Annotated in this window: 17 protein-coding genes and 1 tRNA gene; 8 read left to right on the top strand and 10 right to left on the bottom strand. The window is 63.1% G+C overall.

The features are described from left to right. Positions 1 to 5: 5 nt before the first annotated feature. Positions 6 to 731 (bottom strand): UMP kinase, encoded by a 726-nt coding sequence (pyrH, locus tag K3172_RS07520; protein ID WP_221588414.1) that lies wholly within the window; start codon positions 729 to 731, stop codon positions 6 to 8. Positions 732 to 1,332: 601 nt separating this feature from the next. Here pyrH and K3172_RS07515 point away from each other — a divergent pair. The 4 genes from K3172_RS07515 (at position 1,333) to K3172_RS07500 (ending at position 4,921) form a co-directional block, all read left to right on the top strand. Continuing rightward, entirely contained in the window at positions 1,333 to 1,491 is a 159-nt protein-coding gene (locus tag K3172_RS07515) for a hypothetical protein (protein WP_221588412.1), read from the top strand. Between the two features lie 177 nt (positions 1,492 to 1,668). After that, entirely contained in the window at positions 1,669 to 2,535 is an 867-nt protein-coding gene (locus K3172_RS07510) for a metallophosphoesterase (RefSeq protein ID WP_345725618.1), read from the top strand. Between the two features lie 93 nt (positions 2,536 to 2,628). Then, positions 2,629 to 4,002, top strand: coding sequence for an MFS transporter (locus tag K3172_RS07505; protein ID WP_221588410.1), 1,374 nt, complete (start codon positions 2,629 to 2,631; stop codon positions 4,000 to 4,002). Positions 4,003 to 4,054: 52 nt separating this feature from the next. Continuing rightward, positions 4,055 to 4,921, top strand: a complete 867-nt coding sequence (locus K3172_RS07500) for an AraC family transcriptional regulator (protein ID WP_221588408.1) — start codon at positions 4,055 to 4,057, stop codon at positions 4,919 to 4,921. A 221-nt stretch (positions 4,922 to 5,142) separates the two neighbouring features. Here the strand turns inward: K3172_RS07500 and tsf are convergent, their stop codons facing one another. Beyond that, positions 5,143 to 6,069, bottom strand: a complete 927-nt coding sequence (gene tsf, locus K3172_RS07495) for a translation elongation factor Ts (RefSeq protein WP_221588406.1) — start codon at positions 6,067 to 6,069, stop codon at positions 5,143 to 5,145. 112 nt (positions 6,070 to 6,181) lie between these two features. Next, positions 6,182 to 6,934, bottom strand: a complete 753-nt coding sequence (rpsB, locus tag K3172_RS07490; protein WP_221588404.1) for a 30S ribosomal protein S2 — start codon at positions 6,932 to 6,934, stop codon at positions 6,182 to 6,184. 353 nt (positions 6,935 to 7,287) lie between these two features. Between rpsB and K3172_RS07485 the strand changes: the two genes are divergently transcribed. Beyond that, on the top strand, positions 7,288 to 7,530 hold the full coding sequence (locus K3172_RS07485; RefSeq protein WP_221588402.1) for a hypothetical protein: 243 nt from the start codon (positions 7,288 to 7,290) through the stop codon (positions 7,528 to 7,530). On the opposite strand, the gene K3172_RS07480 is transcribed toward K3172_RS07485, so the two are convergent. The 3 genes from K3172_RS07480 to K3172_RS07470 are packed head-to-tail and all read right to left on the bottom strand — an operon-like array spanning position 7,514 to position 10,269. After that, positions 7,514 to 8,338 (bottom strand): CDP-alcohol phosphatidyltransferase family protein, encoded by an 825-nt coding sequence (locus K3172_RS07480; RefSeq protein WP_221588400.1) that lies wholly within the window; start codon positions 8,336 to 8,338, stop codon positions 7,514 to 7,516. The genes K3172_RS07485 and K3172_RS07480 overlap by 17 nt on opposite strands. Next, on the bottom strand, positions 8,335 to 9,087 hold the full coding sequence (locus K3172_RS07475) for a phosphatidylserine decarboxylase (RefSeq protein WP_221588398.1): 753 nt from the start codon (positions 9,085 to 9,087) through the stop codon (positions 8,335 to 8,337). Before K3172_RS07475 ends, K3172_RS07480 begins: the two co-directional genes overlap by 4 nt. A 39-nt stretch (positions 9,088 to 9,126) precedes the next feature. Then, positions 9,127 to 10,269 (bottom strand): beta-ketoacyl-ACP synthase III, encoded by a 1,143-nt coding sequence (locus K3172_RS07470; RefSeq protein WP_221588395.1) that lies wholly within the window; start codon positions 10,267 to 10,269, stop codon positions 9,127 to 9,129. Between the two features lie 88 nt (positions 10,270 to 10,357). Between K3172_RS07470 and K3172_RS07465 the strand changes: the two genes are divergently transcribed. Further along, positions 10,358 to 11,074 (top strand): Crp/Fnr family transcriptional regulator, encoded by a 717-nt coding sequence (locus tag K3172_RS07465; RefSeq protein ID WP_221588393.1) that lies wholly within the window; start codon positions 10,358 to 10,360, stop codon positions 11,072 to 11,074. Between the two features lie 1,024 nt (positions 11,075 to 12,098). Here K3172_RS07465 and K3172_RS07460 read toward each other — a convergent pair. Further along, a tRNA-Tyr gene (locus K3172_RS07460) sits at positions 12,099 to 12,184 on the bottom strand. Between the two features lie 150 nt (positions 12,185 to 12,334). Between K3172_RS07460 and rlmB the strand changes: the two genes are divergently transcribed. Both rlmB and K3172_RS07450 read left to right on the top strand, forming a co-directional pair. Further along, complete coding sequence (gene rlmB, locus K3172_RS07455) at positions 12,335 to 13,123, top strand: 23S rRNA (guanosine(2251)-2'-O)-methyltransferase RlmB (protein ID WP_221589120.1); 789 nt, start codon at positions 12,335 to 12,337, stop codon at positions 13,121 to 13,123. Then, entirely contained in the window at positions 13,083 to 14,006 is a 924-nt protein-coding gene (locus K3172_RS07450; protein ID WP_247717955.1) for a hypothetical protein, read from the top strand. Before rlmB ends, K3172_RS07450 begins: the two co-directional genes overlap by 41 nt. A gap of 117 nt (positions 14,007 to 14,123) precedes the next feature. Here K3172_RS07450 and K3172_RS07445 read toward each other — a convergent pair whose 3' ends face one another. From K3172_RS07445 to K3172_RS07435, 3 genes are all read right to left on the bottom strand, one after another. Continuing rightward, the gene (locus K3172_RS07445; protein ID WP_221588391.1) at positions 14,124 to 14,396 is read right to left on the bottom strand and encodes an HU family DNA-binding protein; all 273 of its coding nucleotides are present in this window, start codon (positions 14,394 to 14,396) and stop codon (positions 14,124 to 14,126) included. Positions 14,397 to 14,650: 254 nt separating this feature from the next. Continuing rightward, positions 14,651 to 17,044, bottom strand: a complete 2,394-nt coding sequence (gene lon / locus K3172_RS07440; RefSeq protein WP_221588389.1) for an endopeptidase La — start codon at positions 17,042 to 17,044, stop codon at positions 14,651 to 14,653. Positions 17,045 to 17,171: 127 nt separating this feature from the next. Then, positions 17,172 to 17,501: a YbaB/EbfC family nucleoid-associated protein gene (locus K3172_RS07435; protein WP_221589116.1), complete on the bottom strand. Its 330-nt coding sequence runs from the start codon at positions 17,499 to 17,501 to the stop codon at positions 17,172 to 17,174. Position 17,502 lies beyond the last annotated feature (1 nt).

Below are 17,502 nucleotides of genomic sequence, written 5' to 3'. Positions count from 1 at the left end.
TCCTCTTACTTCTTTTCGTTCGTGACGATCGTCTGCACGCCCTCGCCCGCGATGACCCGGGCGAGATTGCCCTGCTCGCGGATCGAGAACACGACGATCGGGATGTTGTTGTCGCGGCACAGGGCCACGGCGCTGGCATCCATCACCTTGAGGTCGTCTGCCAGAACCTTGCTGTAAGTCACCGTTTCGAAACGCTTTGCGTCCGAATTCTTCTTGGGATCGCTATCATAGACCCCGTCGACGCTAGTGCCCTTGAGCAGCGCGTCGCAGCGCATTTCGGCAGCGCGCAGCGCAGCCCCGCTGTCGGTGGTGAAATAGGGCGCGCCGACGCCGGCGGCGAAGATCACCACGCGGCCCTTTTCGAGATGGCGCTCGGCCCGCCTGCGGATCACCGGCTCGCACACCTGGTCCATCTGCACCGCACTCTGAACTCGGGTCTGGACGCCGATCTGTTCGAGCGCGTTCTGCATCGCCAGCGCGTTCATCACGGTGGCAAGCATGCCCATGTAGTCGGCCTGCGCGCGGTCCATGCCCTGCGCCGCACCCGCCATGCCGCGGAAGATGTTGCCACCACCGATGACGAGGCAGATTTCGAGCCCGGTTTCCTTCGCCGCCTTCACCTCTTTCGCGAGTTCCATGACGAAGGCCGGGTCGATCCCGAACTGCTGGTCCCCCATGAGCACCTCGCCCGAAAGCTTCAGGAGGACGCGTTTCATCGTGGACAAGGGCATGGGCAGGAAAGAATCCAAGTTGCGGAGCGGGATGCGGCTCCTTAGCCAAGACCTGTGACAGGCGCAAAGGGAAAGCCCCGAAGCTGCACCTATCCAAAGGCAATTGGTCGGTGACGCGATCCCCGTACCCGGCCCCGGTCAGCGAAAGGCCTACCCGATCTGTGCGCCGCGACCCCTGACCACGGGACCAAGCGCCATGAAGTCCATATACACGGCCGGGCCAATCTGTTATCGCCATGCCATCGCAGCACCTGAACAGAGCAGCTGCGCCTGAGAGACAAGTTGTGCTCCCGCTTTGACCGAGGAGCACAATCTTGAATTTGAACCAGCTATATTTCGATCATCAAGTCGCCACCATGCGGGCATCCACGGCAATCTCCGATGGGTATCGCAGCACCTGCCTGGCCGATGCGGACAGGTTGGCGACACTGATCGGGTCCCTCCAGAATACACTTGGCGCCGCTGCGGCAGCAGCCTGGACGGCAAAGGGCAGTATGCAGGCACTCGTGGCGCACAAGTCCGCGAGCAAGACGCCACAACCCCGCGCATGATCCAGGACCCTCCCGAGGGTTCAGCGCAGCGATGCGCCGAAGTCTTGCGGATGGCGATGCTGGTGTTGGGACGGGAAGAAGCGCTGGATTTCATCAACGGCGAGTGCGCGGAGCTTGGGGGGCGCCCAATCGATCTCGTGCGCGACAGTGACGACGGCCGCGATGCGGTCGAAGCGGAAATTTTCAGAATGGCACTCGCGCGCGGCTGAAGAGCTTCGGGACGCGAGGCAGACGAGGCGACCCACGGGCTGCGTTGCAGAATGGTTATGGTGGCGTGTCCCCTCCTTCACGGCCTCTGCCCCGTCCCGGGGCGGAGGTCGCTTTTTGGCATGTCGTCCAAAAGGATTGGTCTTGCGGGCGGATGACTGCCCGCCTAGCCGGATCTGGTGAAGGCAGACATCAACAGGGCGAGCCGCAAAGCAAGATGGTCGCTTGCCGTGATCGCCTTGCTTGCGAGCATGCTCGGCGCGAAGGCGTGGTCGGACACGCTGGGCGATCCGGTCGTGCACCGCACGAGCGTTGCGACTGCCGCCCTGCCTGCCGGGGCCAGGCCGATAACCGTTGCCCTCATAAGCGATATCCACGTGGCCGGCCCCGACATGCCGCCCGCGCGGCTGGAAGAGATCGTCGCGCAGATCAACGCGCTCGACCCCGACATCGTCGCGATCGCGGGCGACCTCGTCAGCGAGCGGCGCACGGCGACGCATATCTACACGCCCGAGGAGATCGTCGCCCCGCTGGCCGCGCTGACCCCGCGTCTCGGCACGGTGGTAGTGCCCGGCAATCACGACCACTGGTACGACATGCCCGCCCTCGCCGCCCAGCTTGAGCGGTACGGCATCCCGCTGGTCGCGAACTCCGCGATCCGCCTCGGCCCGCTGGTGATCGGCGGGCTCGACGATGCCTATACCCGGCGCGAAGACATCCCGGAGACGCTGGTCGCGATGGACAAGCTCGGCGGCGGCGCGATCCTGCTGAGCCACAGTCCCGATCCAGCCGCCGACGCGCCCGAGGGCATCGACCTCGTCCTCGCCGGTCACACCCATTGCGGCCAGATCGCCTATCCCTGGGGCGGCGCGCCCGCGCATTTCTCCGACTACGGCGACCGCTACGCCTGCGGCCGCATCGACGAGGGCAAGCGCACGGTCATCGTCGGCGCGGGCCTCGGCACCAGCCTGATGCCGGTGCGTCTGTTCACGAAACCCGAGATCTGGCTGGTCGAGGTGACCGGGAAGAGCGAGCCGCGGGACTAGCGCATAGCCGGCAGTTCCGCGATTGTCGCATTCGTTCAAGCCTTCCCGCCCGTCGATACCGCAAGAACCGGCGCGATGAAGGGAGACATCCACATGAGCGCCATCGTCGACGATCCGAAGCTGGTCTACCGCAGGACCCTCTGGTTCTACGCGATCACGACGGTGCCTTCGACCGCGCTCTTCACCTTCTTTGCCAATTACTACTTCATCTACGCAACCGACGTGCTGCTCGTCGCGCCAGCCGTGGTCGGCACGTTGCTGGCGGTGGCGCGCATCTACGACGGTGTGTCCGACATCGCTATCGCCACCTGGAGCGACCGGCTGGAGAGCAGGCACGGCAGGCGCCGGCCGTTCATCCTTGCAGGAGGGCTGCTCTTTTGCCTGCTGTGGATGCTCTGGCTGGTGCCGCAAGACCTCGGCACGAACGGCACGATCCTGTGGATCCTTATCGCCCTCATCCTCGTCCAGACTGCCGCCACGCTGCGCTATATCCCCATCCAGGCGCTCGGCATCGAATCCGGCGAAGGCGCGAAGGCCCGAACGCTGTTCGGCATCCTCGTCCCCTTCCTGATGATTCCCGTCATCGTGGCCGTCAATTTCGGCGGTCAGTCCATCATCAACGCGCCCGATCCCCGCGCAGCCGTGTTGCCGTGGGTCGTGGGAGGCAGCCTGTTGATCACACTCCTGACCGTAGCCTGCTATCCGCTGCTGAAGGAACTTCCGGCGCGCCATCGCGACGTCGAGCGCAATGTCTGGAAAATGCTGCGGGAGGTTATCGGCGTCGGCTACCATCGCCAGCTGATCGCGGTGCAGTTCGCGGAGAGTTTCGCCTTCACCAGCCTCGCCTTCAGCGTGCCCTACATGCTGCGTTACGTGATCGACCGGCCGGACATGATCGCCGTGATGTTCATAACCTACATGATCGTCCAGCGCATCGTGGGCTTCGCCTGGTACCGCATGATCCCGCGCTGGGGCATGCAGGCGATCTGGAGCAAGGGCCTCAAGCTGTGGCTGGTGGTCTTCGCGCTGGTTCCGCTGGTGCCTGTGATCGGGTTCGAATTCTATCTCGCGCTGGGAGTACTGGCCGGTATCGCCGGCGGCGCGGCGGCGGTGAACTACGCGATGTTGGGCGATATCGCAGATTACGACGCGAACGTTTCCGGGCGCCAGCGGCAGGGTATCTACATGACGATCTACCGGCTGGTCGGGAACGTCGGCGGTGCCGCGACCGGCTTCGCGCTCGGGTGGATGCTGCAACTGAGCGGTTTCGTGCCCAACGAAGAGCAGGGTCGCGAAACGATCGTCGCGATTATCGCCTCGTCGAGCATCCTGCCGATCATCGGCGTGGTGATCGGGATCGCGATCCTCGCGCGCTATCGGCTCTACCACAACGAGGGCATGAGCGACGGGAAGGTCGAGCTAGCGACGTCCGAAAGCACTGGTTTCGGCAGCCGAGCGACCGCCTGATCGAACTGCCGGCGAATTGACTTGGCTCCCACGGCGCGCATGATGCCGCGCGATGCAGATCCCCATCCGCATGTGCGACGCGCGCCTCGCCGGCTTTGCCGACGTCTTCGGCCATTGGCCTGTGCCGATGGAGGACATCTCGACCTTCGCAGCGGGCCTGATCGCGTTCAACCTGTCCGGCACGCGCATCGAGGTGGAAGGGGAGCCGCGGACCGAGCCTGTCCTGATGGGGATCGCCAACGACCCGGTCTTTATCCGCTACTCCATCGGCGGCGGCGACATCGTAAGCCTGCGGGTGACCGGCGGCGCCTACGACCGCCTGTTCGATATCGATCCTTCGGCCGAGACCGGGATCGTCGGCATGGACCGGGACCGCCATCCGAAGATCGCCGCCGTGTACGACAGGCTGAAGGCCGCCGATCCCACTCCCGAAAGCTGGTTTGCCGCCATGGATGCCGCGCTGCTCGAGCTGCTGCCCGACGCCAAGCCACCCGGGTTGGTAGGCGATATGGTCATGCTGGTCCGCGGCGCCGATCGCGAATGGGGGGTAGCAGAGATCGCCGAGCGGCTCGGCTGCACGATCCGCACGCTCGAGCGCGCCTGCAAGCGCCGCTACGGCCGCACGCCCAAGCGCATCCTGCGCGCGCACCGCCTGTACCGGACCCGCATGCTCGAGGACACGATCGCCAGCCGGATCGAGCTAGAGCCCGATTTCGCCTATGCCGACCTGCCGCACTACCTCAACGAGATGCGCCGCATCTACGGCCTCAACCGGGGCCAGCTGAAAGACGATGCGCTGTTCGGCCACGACTTCCCCTACCGCTACCTCTGGCCCGACGGACGCGCCGTGGAAACCGAGGACGAGATGGAGGCCTGGCACGCGGAAATGCAACGCAGGATCGCGGCTTATCCGGGGTGAGCGGGCCACATCCGCAACGGCGTAAGGACCGGATTTCCTACACGAAACCGGCGCATTAGCCTCTCATCGGTTCTTTCAAATCGTGATTCGGCCAGCTTACCGGACTTGCAGCGTCCACTCGCGTGAGTTTGATCAACCTGCCCTGCCGACCGCCCCGCCGCGCACGAAAAAGGCCGCCGGAGTCTCCCCCGGCGGCCCAATTCTGTAGGAAGCGGTATCGCTTAGCCGGCGACGGCAGCGGCGACTTCGGCGGCGAAGTCGCTCTCTTCCTTCTCGATGCCTTCGCCCAGTTGGAAGCGGACATAGTCAACCAGCTCGACCTTGGCGCCGACGTCCTTGGCGGCCTGCTCGACGACCTGTGCGATCGGGGTCTTGTTGTCGATGACGTAGACCTGGCTGAGCAGCGCGTTTTCCTTGGCGTACTTGTTGACCGCGCCGTCGACCATCTTGGCCTGCACTTCGGCGGGCTTGCCGCTTTCGGCAGCCTTTTCGGCAGCGATGGCACGTTCGCGCGCGATCACGTCGGCGTCGAGGCCTTCGGCGGTTAGCGCCTGCGGGAAGGCAGCGGCGATGTGCATGCCGAGCTTCTTGCCGAGTTCTTCGAGCTTGGCCTTGTCACCTTCGCTTTCGAGCGCGACGAGCACGCCGATCTTGCCGAGGTCGGGCGCGACGGCGTTGTGCATGTATGGCACGATCACGCCGTTGGTCACCGAAACGGTCTTGATGCGACGGATCTGCTGGTTCTCACCGATGGTCGCAACGTTGTCGGTCAGCTTTTCGCCGACGGTGCCGCCATCGGGATAGGCAGCGGCCTTGAGCGCATCGACATCGTCACCATCGGTGGCGAGCGCCGTCTGCGTGGTCTTGCGCACGAAGTCCTGGAACTTGTCGTTCTTGGCGACGAAGTCGGTTTCCGAGTTCACTTCGACGGCCACACCCGTGGTGCCTTCGACGGCGATGCCGACGAGGCCTTCGGCCGCGGTGCGGCTCGACTTCTTCTGGGCGGTGGCGAGGCCCTTGGCGCGCAGTGCATCGACTGCGGCTTCGATATCGCCGTTCGCGGCTTCGAGCGCCTTCTTGGCGTCCATCATGCCCGCGCCGGTCTTTTCGCGCAGGGCCTTCACATCAGCGGCAGTGAATGCAGCCATGGTATGTTCCTTCTCGTATAGTGTGCGGGCACCGGGCCAGCTGTGGTGAGCGGCCCGGCGCGTAAATTCGCTTTGTGACGGGGGCGTGGCATCCCCGTTCACGGGTTCCGGATCAGGCCGCGGCCGTTTCTTCCGGCGGGTTTTCCATGGCGCCGACGTCGGCACCCGAATCCTGGATCCCCTCGCCCTTGCCGGTGCGGGCCGCTTCGGCAATTGCATCGCAATAGAGCTTGATGGCGCGGCTGGCGTCGTCATTGCCCGGGACCGGGAAGGCAATGCCTTCCGGATCGACGTTGGTGTCGAGCACGGCGACGACCGGGATGCCAAGCACGTTGGCTTCCTTGATCGCGAGATCTTCCATGTTCGCGTCGATCACGAACATCACGTCGGGAATGCCGCCCATGTTGCGAATGCCGCCGAGCGACATTTCGAGCTTGTCCCGCTTGCGGGTCAGGTCGAGCACTTCCTTCTTGGTCAGGCCCGCGGTGTCACCGGCAAGGCGCTCGTCGAGGGTCTTGAGGTACTTGATCCGCTCGCTGATGGTCTTCCAGTTGGTGAGCATGCCACCCAGCCAGCGGTGGTTGACGTAATGCTGGCCCGAAGCGAGCGCGGCTTCGCGGATCGCGTCCTGCGCCTGGCGCTTGGTGCCGACGAACAGCACCTTGCCGCCCGACCGTGCGGTCTGGCTGACGAAGTCGAGCGCGCGTGCGAACAGCGGCACGGACTGCGACAGGTCGATAATGTGGATGCCGTTGCGCGCGCCGAAGATGTACGGCTTCATGCGCGGGTTCCAACGGTGGGTCTGATGGCCGAAGTGTGCGCCGGCCTCGATCAATTGCTGCATCGTGACGGTAGGAGCCGCCATAGTGATATTCCTTTCCGGTTATGCCTCTGGAAAGCTGGAACCCGTGGTGCGGTGTATCCCGCGGCCGGGCACCGGTATGAGCGCCTTCCATGTGGATTTGCCCGCTGCGCGAAAGGCCTGAACTGACCGAATCCCTCACGGACCGCGCGCCTTTAGCGGGGGTAAGGCAGGAAATCCACCCTCAATTCGTCGCAGAAAAATGGAATCTCGGCGCGAAAAGCGCTTGACAAGTGAGAACAAAACAGGAACATTGTTCTCATCGCCGGAACACCCGGCGGGCAACAAGGGTTTTCCACTAGATATCCCCGGCCTGTCAACAGGCAAGTCGACAGCCCGGGCAAGGAGAATTTGCAATGTTCGCACTGTTCCTCATCGCCCTTCTCGCCCTCACGGCAGTGGCTGCACTGGGCGTGCTCGCCGATAGCGGACTGCGCTGGTGGTCCGCTTTTGGCCAGCTGCGGCGGGAGATGCGGATGACCTCCGCGACGGTGGCCCTGCCTTCACTGCGTCCTGCAATCGCCAAGGGCGGTCATACAGCATTTGGCCGGTGCTCGGTCAGTGCCGCCACCGGCATCCAGCTCAAGCGCGCCGCTTGAGCCTCGCGTAACGCATCAGCGTAAAGGGCAGCAGCGCGAGGTAGCCGATACCGATCGCGCTGAGCGTCCACCACGGCTCCACGAGGAGCGCGGCGAAGAGCAGCCCCACGAAGGCCAGCACCCACAAGCGAATGCCACGCCGCGGCCGCACAGACGTCCAGCTCGGCGTCGCCATGCTCGAAATCATCAGGAGGGCCGTGCCCAGCAGCCACGGCCCGACCAGGACCGGCTCGCGGAACAGGTCGATCCCGGTCGCTGACCAAGCGAAAAACGGCATGAACGCCAGGCCTGCCCCCATCGGGGCGGGCACCCCGGTGAGGAAGCCCAGCGACTTGTGCGGTTGTTCCTCGACGTCGATCTGCGCGTTGAAACGGGCGAGGCGCAGCGCACAGCAGATCGCCAGCGCCAGCGCGCAGAACCATCCCCAACGCGGCTCAGCCTGCAATGACCAGAGGTAGAGAATGATCGCCGGCGCCGTGCCGAAGCTCAGCGAGTCCGCGAGACTGTCGAGTTCCGCGCCGAAACGCGACTGGGCTTTCAGCAGCCGTGCGATGCGACCGTCCATCCCATCGAGAATGCCGGCAATGATGATCGCCACCGCCGCGGCGGGCCATTGTTCCGCGATGGCGAAACGGATGCCTGTAAGGCCCGAGCACAGGGCCGCCGCAGTAATGGCGTTGGGCGCCATTGCCCGCAGGGTTAGCCCGCGCGAGCGCCCGAGTACCGGCCGCTCGTCCTCGGCTGCTTTCGGCCCAAGCCTCGCGTTTTCTTGCGGCTCCGATGGCGTTTCCGGCGGGAGCAGGCTCATTGTGCGACACCTTCCAAAAGCTTTTGCGTGCCAAGCTCGGCAAGCACGGTTTCGCCGGCGACGACCCGCTGGCCCAACAGGACCTTCGCTCCGGTGCCGGCCGGCAGGTACACGTCCACGCGGCTGCCGAAGCGGATGAGTCCGACTCGCTGACCAACGCCCACTGCATCGCCCGGTTTCACGAAGGGCACGATGCGGCGTGCCACCAGTCCGGCAATCTGGGTGAAACCGACCTTCACCCCATCGGTCCGTTCGATCAGGACATGCTGACGCTCGTTGTCCTCGCTCGCCTTGTCGAGGCTGGCATCAACGAAGCTGCCAGGAATATAGACCACGCGATTGACCATGCCGCCGACCGGCGCCCGATTGATGTGGACGTCGAACACCGACATGAAGATCGAAATCCGGGTGACCGGTCCGGGCGCGAGGCCTGCCGTACCCGACCCATCTTCGATCACCAGTTCGCGCGGCGGCTCGATTTCCGCAATCTGGATGACCAATCCGTCCGCAGGCGACACGATCGCGCTATCGCTTTGTGGGACCACGCGCTCAGGATCGCGGAAAAAGGCGAAAACCCCTGCAGAAAGGATCAGCAGCGGCCAACCCACGATCTCCCAGTCGAGGCCCAGCAGGAAAAACAGGCTGACCAGCGTCGCGACGACACCGAACTTGCGGCCTTCGGGATGGATCGGGGGGAGCGACCAGCGCACATCGCCGCGCCCCTGGTTGTCTAGAAGATCACCTGCCATGCCCTGCACCTAGGCGCTGCGCCACAGCGCCACAAGCCGTCAGGCCGCCTTTCGCACGAACACGGCGCCAGCCGAATACCCCGCACCGAAACTACAGATGAGGCCCGTATCGCCTGCCTTGAGGTCATCGCTATGCAGATGGAACGCAATGATCGAGCCGGCACTCGACGTGTTGCCATAGGTGTCGAGCACGGTCGGGCTTTCGTCTGCAGTCGCCTCGTGACCGAGCACGCGTTGCGCGATCAGGCGGTTCATCCCGGCATTGGCCTGGTGCAGCCACAGGCGTCGCAGGCGTTCGGGATCGATGCCGAGCCGAGCCGCCTCGCTGACGATCATCTCGGCTACCATGGGCACGACTTCCTTGAACACCTTGCGGCCTTCCTGGACGAAGAGCTTGTCCGCACCACCCTGTCCTTCGGGCGAGGCGCGGTTGAGGAAGCCGAAATTGTTGCGGATATTGTTCGAGAACACGGTCTTCAGCTTGGTGCCGAGAATGTCCCAATGCCCCGCGGGAGCGATCGATGCATCCTCGACCAGCACCGCCGTCGCCACATCGCCGAAAATGAAATGGCTGTCCCGGTCGCGCCAGTTGAGATGGCCGCTGGTGATCTCGGGGCTCACCACCAGAACGCTCTTCGCGTTACCCGCGCGGATATAGTCGGCGGCCGTCTGGATCCCGAACGTCGCCGAGGAGCACGCGACATTCATGTCGAAGCCGAAGCCATCGATGCCGAGCGCCTGCTGGATCTCGATCGCCATGGCCGGATAGGGCCGCTCCATGTTGGAGGCGGCGCACAGCACCGCGTCGACATCTCCTGCATCGCGCCCGGCCCGCTCCAGCGACTGCCGCGCAGCCGCCACGCCGATCTCGGCCATCTGGGACAACTCGTCATTGCCGCGCTCGCGCCAGCGGGGCGCCATCGTGTCCGGATCGAGCACGGGTTCCTTCGCGATCACATGTCGCGCCTTGATCCCGCTGGCCTTCTCGATGAACTCGACCGAGCTTTCCTGCAGCGGCTCCATGTCGCCCGCGGCGATTGCCTCTGCATTCGCCGCGTTATGGCGCCGCACGAACTCGTTGAAACTGGCAACCAGTTCCTCGTTGGTGATGCTTTCTGCAGGCGTGAAAAGCCCGGTGGCGGAAATGACGGGGCGACCTGTCATCATGGTGTGCTGAGTCATGGCGCGTGGGATTAGGCGGGCAACGCCGAGTGGGCAAGTCATCCCGCCCGGAGTTGGCACGCTGTCCGCAACCCCCTATGGATAGCGCATGGACTCCCCACTCCTCCAGCGTTCGTCATCGTTCTGCCAGGCTTGCGCGATCCGCAATCGGGCGATCTGTGCCGATCTCGACGACGGTGAGATCGCAATCCTCAACAGCATCGGCCGCCGGCGGATGCTGGCTGCGGGCGAGCAGATTATGTGGGAAGGCGAAGAGGCGATTTTGGTCGCCAATGTCATCGAGGGAATCTTGAAGCTCTCGACCCAGACCGCGGACGGCAAGGAGCAGATACTCGGTCTGGTTTACCCTGCAGATTTCCTCGGGCGGCCGTTTGGACAGACTACGCCCTACGGCGTCGAGGCCCTCACCGACGCCCATGTCTGTGTCTTCCAGCGGGCCGATTTCGACCGCTTCGCGCGCGAGCACCCCAGACTCGAGCACAAGCTGCTCGAGCGTACTCTGTCGGAACTGGATCGGACACGGCGGTGGATGTTGTTGCTCGGACGCATGAACGCGGAACAGAAGCTGGCCAGCTTCCTGCTCGAAATGTCGGAGAGGGTCGGACAGAAAGGCTGCACGGCGCCTGGCCGCGAGCAGTTCGAACTCCCGTTGTCGCGCCAGCAGATTGCCGATGTGCTAGGCCTCACGATCGAGACGGTCAGCCGCCAGCTTTCGAAACTCAGGAAGGACGGCCTGATCGATCTTCCCGCACGGCGCGAGATCGTGATTGTCGCACGTGACCGACTGGAAGAATTGGCGGGCTGAGCGAGCTGGTGGACAGGCCTGGTATAGGGTAAATATTATTTTTCAGATACTTGCGTTGGCAAACCTACCCGTTTTGACCCACGGAGTACTGCGGCGTTGCGGGCTGATTGCCTAACCTGAAATGCGATCCTATTCGGCAGCTTTCAGAGCATATTCTGGCGAACGAGATTGTCCGATTCTGGGTGGGAAGCCGACATTGCTTTAAAGGTTAAGTGAAACCGTTTGCGCCAACCTGACCGAGAAGGGCAGACCAAGCTCGGCCGATGCCGTCCGACTCAGAAACTACAATTCCAGAAGATACCCTTTTCACCTATCAGTCTAACACGTTGTCGATTTTGACCATGAGTAATAAAAAGCTCTTCTATTCCTCGCCCCTCTTTAAAATGGTATCCACCGAGATCGCCATACGAATTCTTGCAGATCACCTCGATAGTATCTGGCAGTTTATTAGACTGGCAGGCAAGGCCATCTCTATACCACGATCCGCCATTCAATAAGTTATAATCCATTGCCCCGTAGTTTCGTATGAAGAGGCCGCTCGCTTCTCTGTTGACGAACAGAGACCAGGAGTCTGCATGATCGGTGCGGATACCAAGGCCGGAAACTTCAATTTCCGATTGCCCGTCTCTGAGACTGAGTGAACTCCCATGTTCTGTTTCATAACGAAAAGTTTGCTCTGTGGCCGGGCACCTCGCGATGATCTCTGATCCTGACGTGATTGCGCAACTCGCAAGGAACGACACGCCTGCAATCAGGCCACACAATTTCCGCATCCGATCAGTCTACTCACACATCGAACTTCTGCAATCGGGTCGGTAGCGGAATTACCGCTTTTTTGCAGAAAATCCAGAAAGCGGCCTCTCCGCTGTTTGACCTTGCGAGATCCGCACAGCTCCGATGCGATAGGGAGGTTTCTACGCTCAGGATGACAAGAGAAGTTCTGTGAAATTTGCCTAGGTGGGAAACGGTCCAATTGGCAAACCTTCCACAAGCCCTTGAATTATAAGGGTTTTTAGGAAGGTTGTGGTGGACAGGGCTGGATTCGAACCAGCGTACGCTTGCGCGGGCAGATTTACAGTCTGCTGCCTTTAACCACTCGGCCACCTGTCCACACGGGCTCGCCTGATCTCAGTGAAGAGAAATGCTGGGGAAACCGCTGGGCTCCCCGGCCGAGAGGCGCCCCTTTGGCGAAGCGGCGCTTGCCTGTCAATGGCCTCGCTGGCAGGAGCCGCTGGCAATCTATCGAACAGGACAGGAATGATGGCAAAGGTCGAACGCAAGCGAGCCCTGAGAGGGCGTGCAGGCCGGATGAAGGGTGGCCGGGGTAGCGGCCGGGCGAGTAGCGGGCAGGTGCGCCTCTGGGGTCGCCACGCGGTCGAGGCTGCGCTCAAGAACCCCGACCGGGTCCACCGCAAGCTGTGGGCCACCCGCGAGGGAATCGATTCGCTGGATGGCGAGCTTCCGCAGGATTTCCCGCTCGAATATGCGGACGTAGCAGATCTGGCGCGCCTGGTGGCGAAGGATGCGCCGCACCAGGGGCTGGTGCTGGAATGCGCGCCGCTGGAGGACATCCACCTCGACGAGGTTCTGGGCGGAGCGGACGCCGGACCGATCGTCATCCTCGACCAGGTCACCGATCCGCACAATGTGGGTGCGATCCTGCGGTCTGCGGCGGCCTTCGGCGCGACGGCCATCGTTACGCAGGACCGCCATGCTCCGCCGGAAAGCGGCGTAGTGGCGAAATCCGCCTCGGGCGCGCTCGAAACGGTGCCTTGGGTGCGCGTCGTCAACCTCGCGCGGGCGATGGACCAGATCGCGGAGGCCGGATACTGGCGCATCGGGCTGACCGGAGCGGCGGACGCGACGCTGGCCGAGGCGCTGCCGGCCGGCCCTGCCGCTCTAGTACTGGGTGCCGAAGGCAACGGGATGCGGCACAACATCGCGGGCCATTGCGACGCATTGGCAAAACTTCCGATCAGCGACGCGATCGAAAGTCTCAACGTGTCGAATGCCGCCGCAATCGCGCTTTACGCTGTCGCCACACGATAGCGCTCATCGGGAGGGGAAAATGTACGCCACCAAGATTCGTGCCGCTGCGTTGGCTGGCGCCAGCGCCCTGATGCTGTCGGGCTGTCTCTTCACGCCGGGTGCTTTTACCAGCGAATTGCAACTCATGAAGGACGGCACCTTCGCCTACTCCTACGATGGCGAAATCCAGATGCTCGCGCTGAGTAAGCTGGCTGAGATGGGAGCAGACGGAAGCGATGCTTTTGAGCCGTCCACCTGCTGGGATGAAGAGAGTTTCGACGAACGCGAATGTACCGCTGCCGAGATCGCAGGACAGAAGGCGGAATGGGAAGCCGGGGCCGCAGAGCGTGCCGCAAAGCGCGCCAAGGATGCCGAGGAGATGAAGGCGTTCCTCGGCGGCATCGATCCGTCGAATCCAGAAGCCGCGTGGGAACTTGCGGCAAACCTCCAGCGCCAGCGCGGATGGGACAAGGTCGATTACCTTGGCGACGGGCTGTTCGATGTCGACTTTCGCATCGCTGGCCAGTTGTCGCACGATTTCGTGTTCCCGACCGTCGAGAAACTGCCGATGGGCAACGCGTTCGTATCGGTCGTCCTGCGCGATGGTGCGCAAGTTCGCATCGATGCTCCCGGCTTTGCTGCGCAGGGCGGTAACCCGATGCAGGTGATGGGCGGCGGGATGGCAGGCCTGATGCAACTGGCCGCCAAGGAGAATGGCAAGGCAGATGGGGATGCGCCGCGGATGGTCACGCCCGATGGCACCTTCACCATCGTCACAGATGGTCGGATTCTGGCCAATAATACCGATGAGGGGCCGCAGGCATCGGCGCGTGGCCAAGTCCTCGCCTGGACGATCTCGCAGCGGAACGAGCAGGCACCCACGGCCCTGATCGCCTTCGACTGACCCAGCACATCGGCCGAAAGAAAACGCCGCACCTGCCGTCTGGCCGGTGCGGCGTTTCTTCCTGGACCTCCCGCGCGCTGCGAGGCGAAAGCAGCGCGCGCAGAAATTCCTGTCGCCTTAGTTGACGGCGTCCTTGAGGCCCTTGCCGGCCTTGAACTTCGGCTGGTTCGAAGCCTTGATCGTCATCGGTTCGCCGGTGCGCGGGTTACGGCCGGTCGAGGCCTTGCGCTTGGCGACCGAAAAGGTGCCGAAGCCGACCAGGCGGACTTCGTCGCCGCCGGACAGCGCCTTGGTGATGGAATCGAAGACGCCTTCGACGGCACTCGATGCGTCGCTCTTGGAAAGGCCGCTCGCATCGGCAACCGCGCTGATCAGGTCGTTCTTGTTCATTGTGGGAACCCCCTCGTTCTTGTCTTGGAAAATAGGCTCGGTGAATCGCCTCCCCGAAGGCGCACGAATTGAGAGTTTTTTGCCGACGCTGTCAAAGGCAATTTCCGCCAGAATGCGCCATTTCCAAGCCGAATTTCGGCCAATTCAGGGTAAACATGGCGTTAGCCACGAATTCGCGGCGATAGGTCTTTCCGAAGGACTGATTCAGCCCTTCCGACACCCTGACGATTCGCTGCGATGCAGCATATCCTATGTTAATGCGCTGTCGGCGAAGGCGTCGCGCCGTGGCCCGGATCGGGCTGGCTGGCGAGATCGTCCGCCTCCGACCATTCGATCGGCTCCGGCACCTTGCACAGCGCATGTTCGAGCACTTCGTCGACATGACTGACCGGCACGATCTCGAGACCTTCCTTCACGTTCGCGGGAATTTCGGCCAGATTCTTCACGTTTTCTTCCGGGATCAGCACCTTCTTGATGCCGCCGCGAAGCGCCGCCAGCAGCTTTTCCTTCAGGCCACCGATCGCCAGTACGCGGCCGCGCAAGGTGACCTCGCCAGTCATGGCGACGTCGGCGCGCACGGGAATGCCAGTCAGCGTCGAGACGATCGAGGTGACCATGCCCACGCCCGCGCTCGGACCATCCTTCGGCACCGCGCCTTCGGGAAGGTGGATGTGGATGTTCCGACGCTGGAACAGGCTCGGTCGGATGCCGTAATGCGGCGCGCGGGCCTTCACGAAACTAAAGGCCGCCGCGACGCTCTCGTTCATCACGTCGCCCAGCTTGCCAGTCGTCTTGACCTCGCCCTTGCCCGGGGTGGTGACACTTTCGATGGTCAACAGTTCGCCCCCGACCTCGGTCCAGGCGAGGCCGGTAACGGCGCCGACCTGCGGCTCGTCTTCGCTCATGCCGTGCTTGAATTTCCGGACGCCCGCGAAGTCGCTAAGGTTCTCGGGCGTGATCGTCACGCTCTCCGCCTTGCCTTCGAGGATCTTGCGCAGGCTCTTTCGCGCCAGACGCGCCAGTTCACGCTCAAGCGTACGGACACCCGCCTCGCGCGTGTAGTAGCGGATCAGGTCGCGCAGCGCGTCTTCGGTTAGTTCGAATTCGCCCTTCTTGAGCCCGTGGTCCTTAACCTGCTTCGGCAGCAGGTGGCGCGTGGCGATCTCGACCTTTTCGTCCTCGGTATACCCTTCGAGACGGATGATCTCCATGCGGTCCAGCAGCGGCTGCGGCAGGTTGAGGCTGTTCGCGGTCGTCACGAACATGATGTCGGACAGGTCCAGATCCAGCTCCAGGTAGTGGTCCTGGAACTTGCTGTTCTGTTCGGGGTCGAGCACCTCGAGCAGCGCCGAGGCCGGATCACCACGGAAGTCCTGGCCCAGCTTGTCGATCTCGTCGAGCAGGAACAGCGGGTTCGACTTGCCGGCCTTTTTCAGATTGGTGACGATCTTGCCAGGCAGCGAGCCGATATAGGTGCGCCGGTGGCCACGGATTTCCGCCTCGTCGCGCACGCCGCCCAGCGACTGGCGCACGAATTCGCGGCCGGTCGCCTTGGCGATCGACTTGCCGAGGCTCGTCTTGCCCACCCCGGGAGGGCCGACGAGGCACAGGATCGGCCCCTTCAGCTTCTTCGTCCGGGCCTGCACGGCGAGATACTCGATAATGCGGTCCTTGACCTTCTCGAGCCCGTAGTGATCGGCGTCGAGGATTTCCTGCGCCTTGCCGACGTCCTTCTTGACCTTGCTCTTCTTGCCCCATGGCAGGCCGAGCAGGACGTCGAGATAGTTACGGATGACGGTCGCCTCGGCGCTCATTGGCTGCATGGTCTTGAGCTTCTTGAGCTCGCTCTCGGCCTTTTCGCGCGCTTCTTGCGAAAGCTTGGTCTTGGCGATTTTCTCGGTCAGCTCGGCAATCTCGTTGCCGCCGTCCTCGTCGTCGCCCCCCAGCTCGTTCTGGATCGCCTTGAGCTGTTCGTTGAGGTAATATTCTCGCTGGGTCTTTTCCATCTGCCGCTTCACGCGGCCACGGATGCGGCGCTCGACCTGCAGCACGGAGAGTTCGCCTTCCATGAAGGACATGACCATTTCGAGGCGCTTCAGCGGGTCGTGTTCGACCAGCAGTGCCTGCTTGTCCGACACCTTGGCGTTGATCGCGGCCGCGATGGTATCAGCCAGCTCACCCGCATCGTCGATGTCCGCGAGCTGTTCCGCCGCATCCTCGCCGATCTTCTTGTTGAGCTTGGCGTATTCGCCGAACTGTTCGATCACCTGGCGCATCATCGCCATGACTTCGCTGCCCGCAGCGGTCACCGGGTCGCGATAGGACACTGTCGCAAGCACGTGGTCCTCGTGCTCGACCATCTCGTCGATCGTGGCGCGGCGCGTACCTTCCACGAGCACGCGCACTGTTCCATCGGGAAGCTTCAGCAGCTGCAGGACCTGCGCGACGACACCGACGTCGTAGAGATCGTTACGCTCAGGATCGTCGCAGCCCGGATCGAGCTGGGCGAGGAGGAAGATATCCTTCGAGCCTTCCATCGCGACCTCGAGCGCCGCCACCGACTTGGTACGGCCCACGAAGAGCGGGACCACCATACCGGGAAAGACGACGATGTCGCGCAGCGGTAGGAGGGGGAAGGTTTCAGTCATAATCACATTCCGTAGAGGCCGCGGCCGTTCTGTCGGAATATGGTGACGCCTTTGGCGCTTCGCAACGCGCGGGCGAAATAAGCATGTGGACGGGCGGAACATGGCTGCCCCGCCCTGCTCGCAGCCCCTACATGCCGGGCAGCTTCATGCCCGGCGGCAGGCCCATGCCCTGCTGGATCTTGGCCATTTCCTCGCCCGAGACGCGATCTGCGCGGTCCCGCGCATCGTTGAACGCGGCAGTTACAAGGTCCTCGACCATCTGCTTTTCTTCGGGCTTCATCATGCTCTCGTCGATCGAGACGCCCAGGATGCGGCCGCGCGCCGTGGCGCGAACCTTGACGAGTCCGCCGCCAGCCGTGCCTTCGACCTCGATCTGGTCGAGCCGGGCCTGCGTTTCGTTCATCTGTTTCTGGATCGTCTCGGCCGCCTTCTGGGCCTGAGCGAGCATTTCTTCCATG

The sequence above is a fragment of the Qipengyuania proteolytica genome (genome assembly GCF_019711565.1).
GTDB lineage: Bacteria > Pseudomonadota > Alphaproteobacteria > Sphingomonadales > Sphingomonadaceae > Qipengyuania > Qipengyuania proteolytica.
The sequence above is the reverse complement of the archived record's forward strand: the minus strand, read 5'-3'. Positions and strand labels throughout refer to the sequence as shown.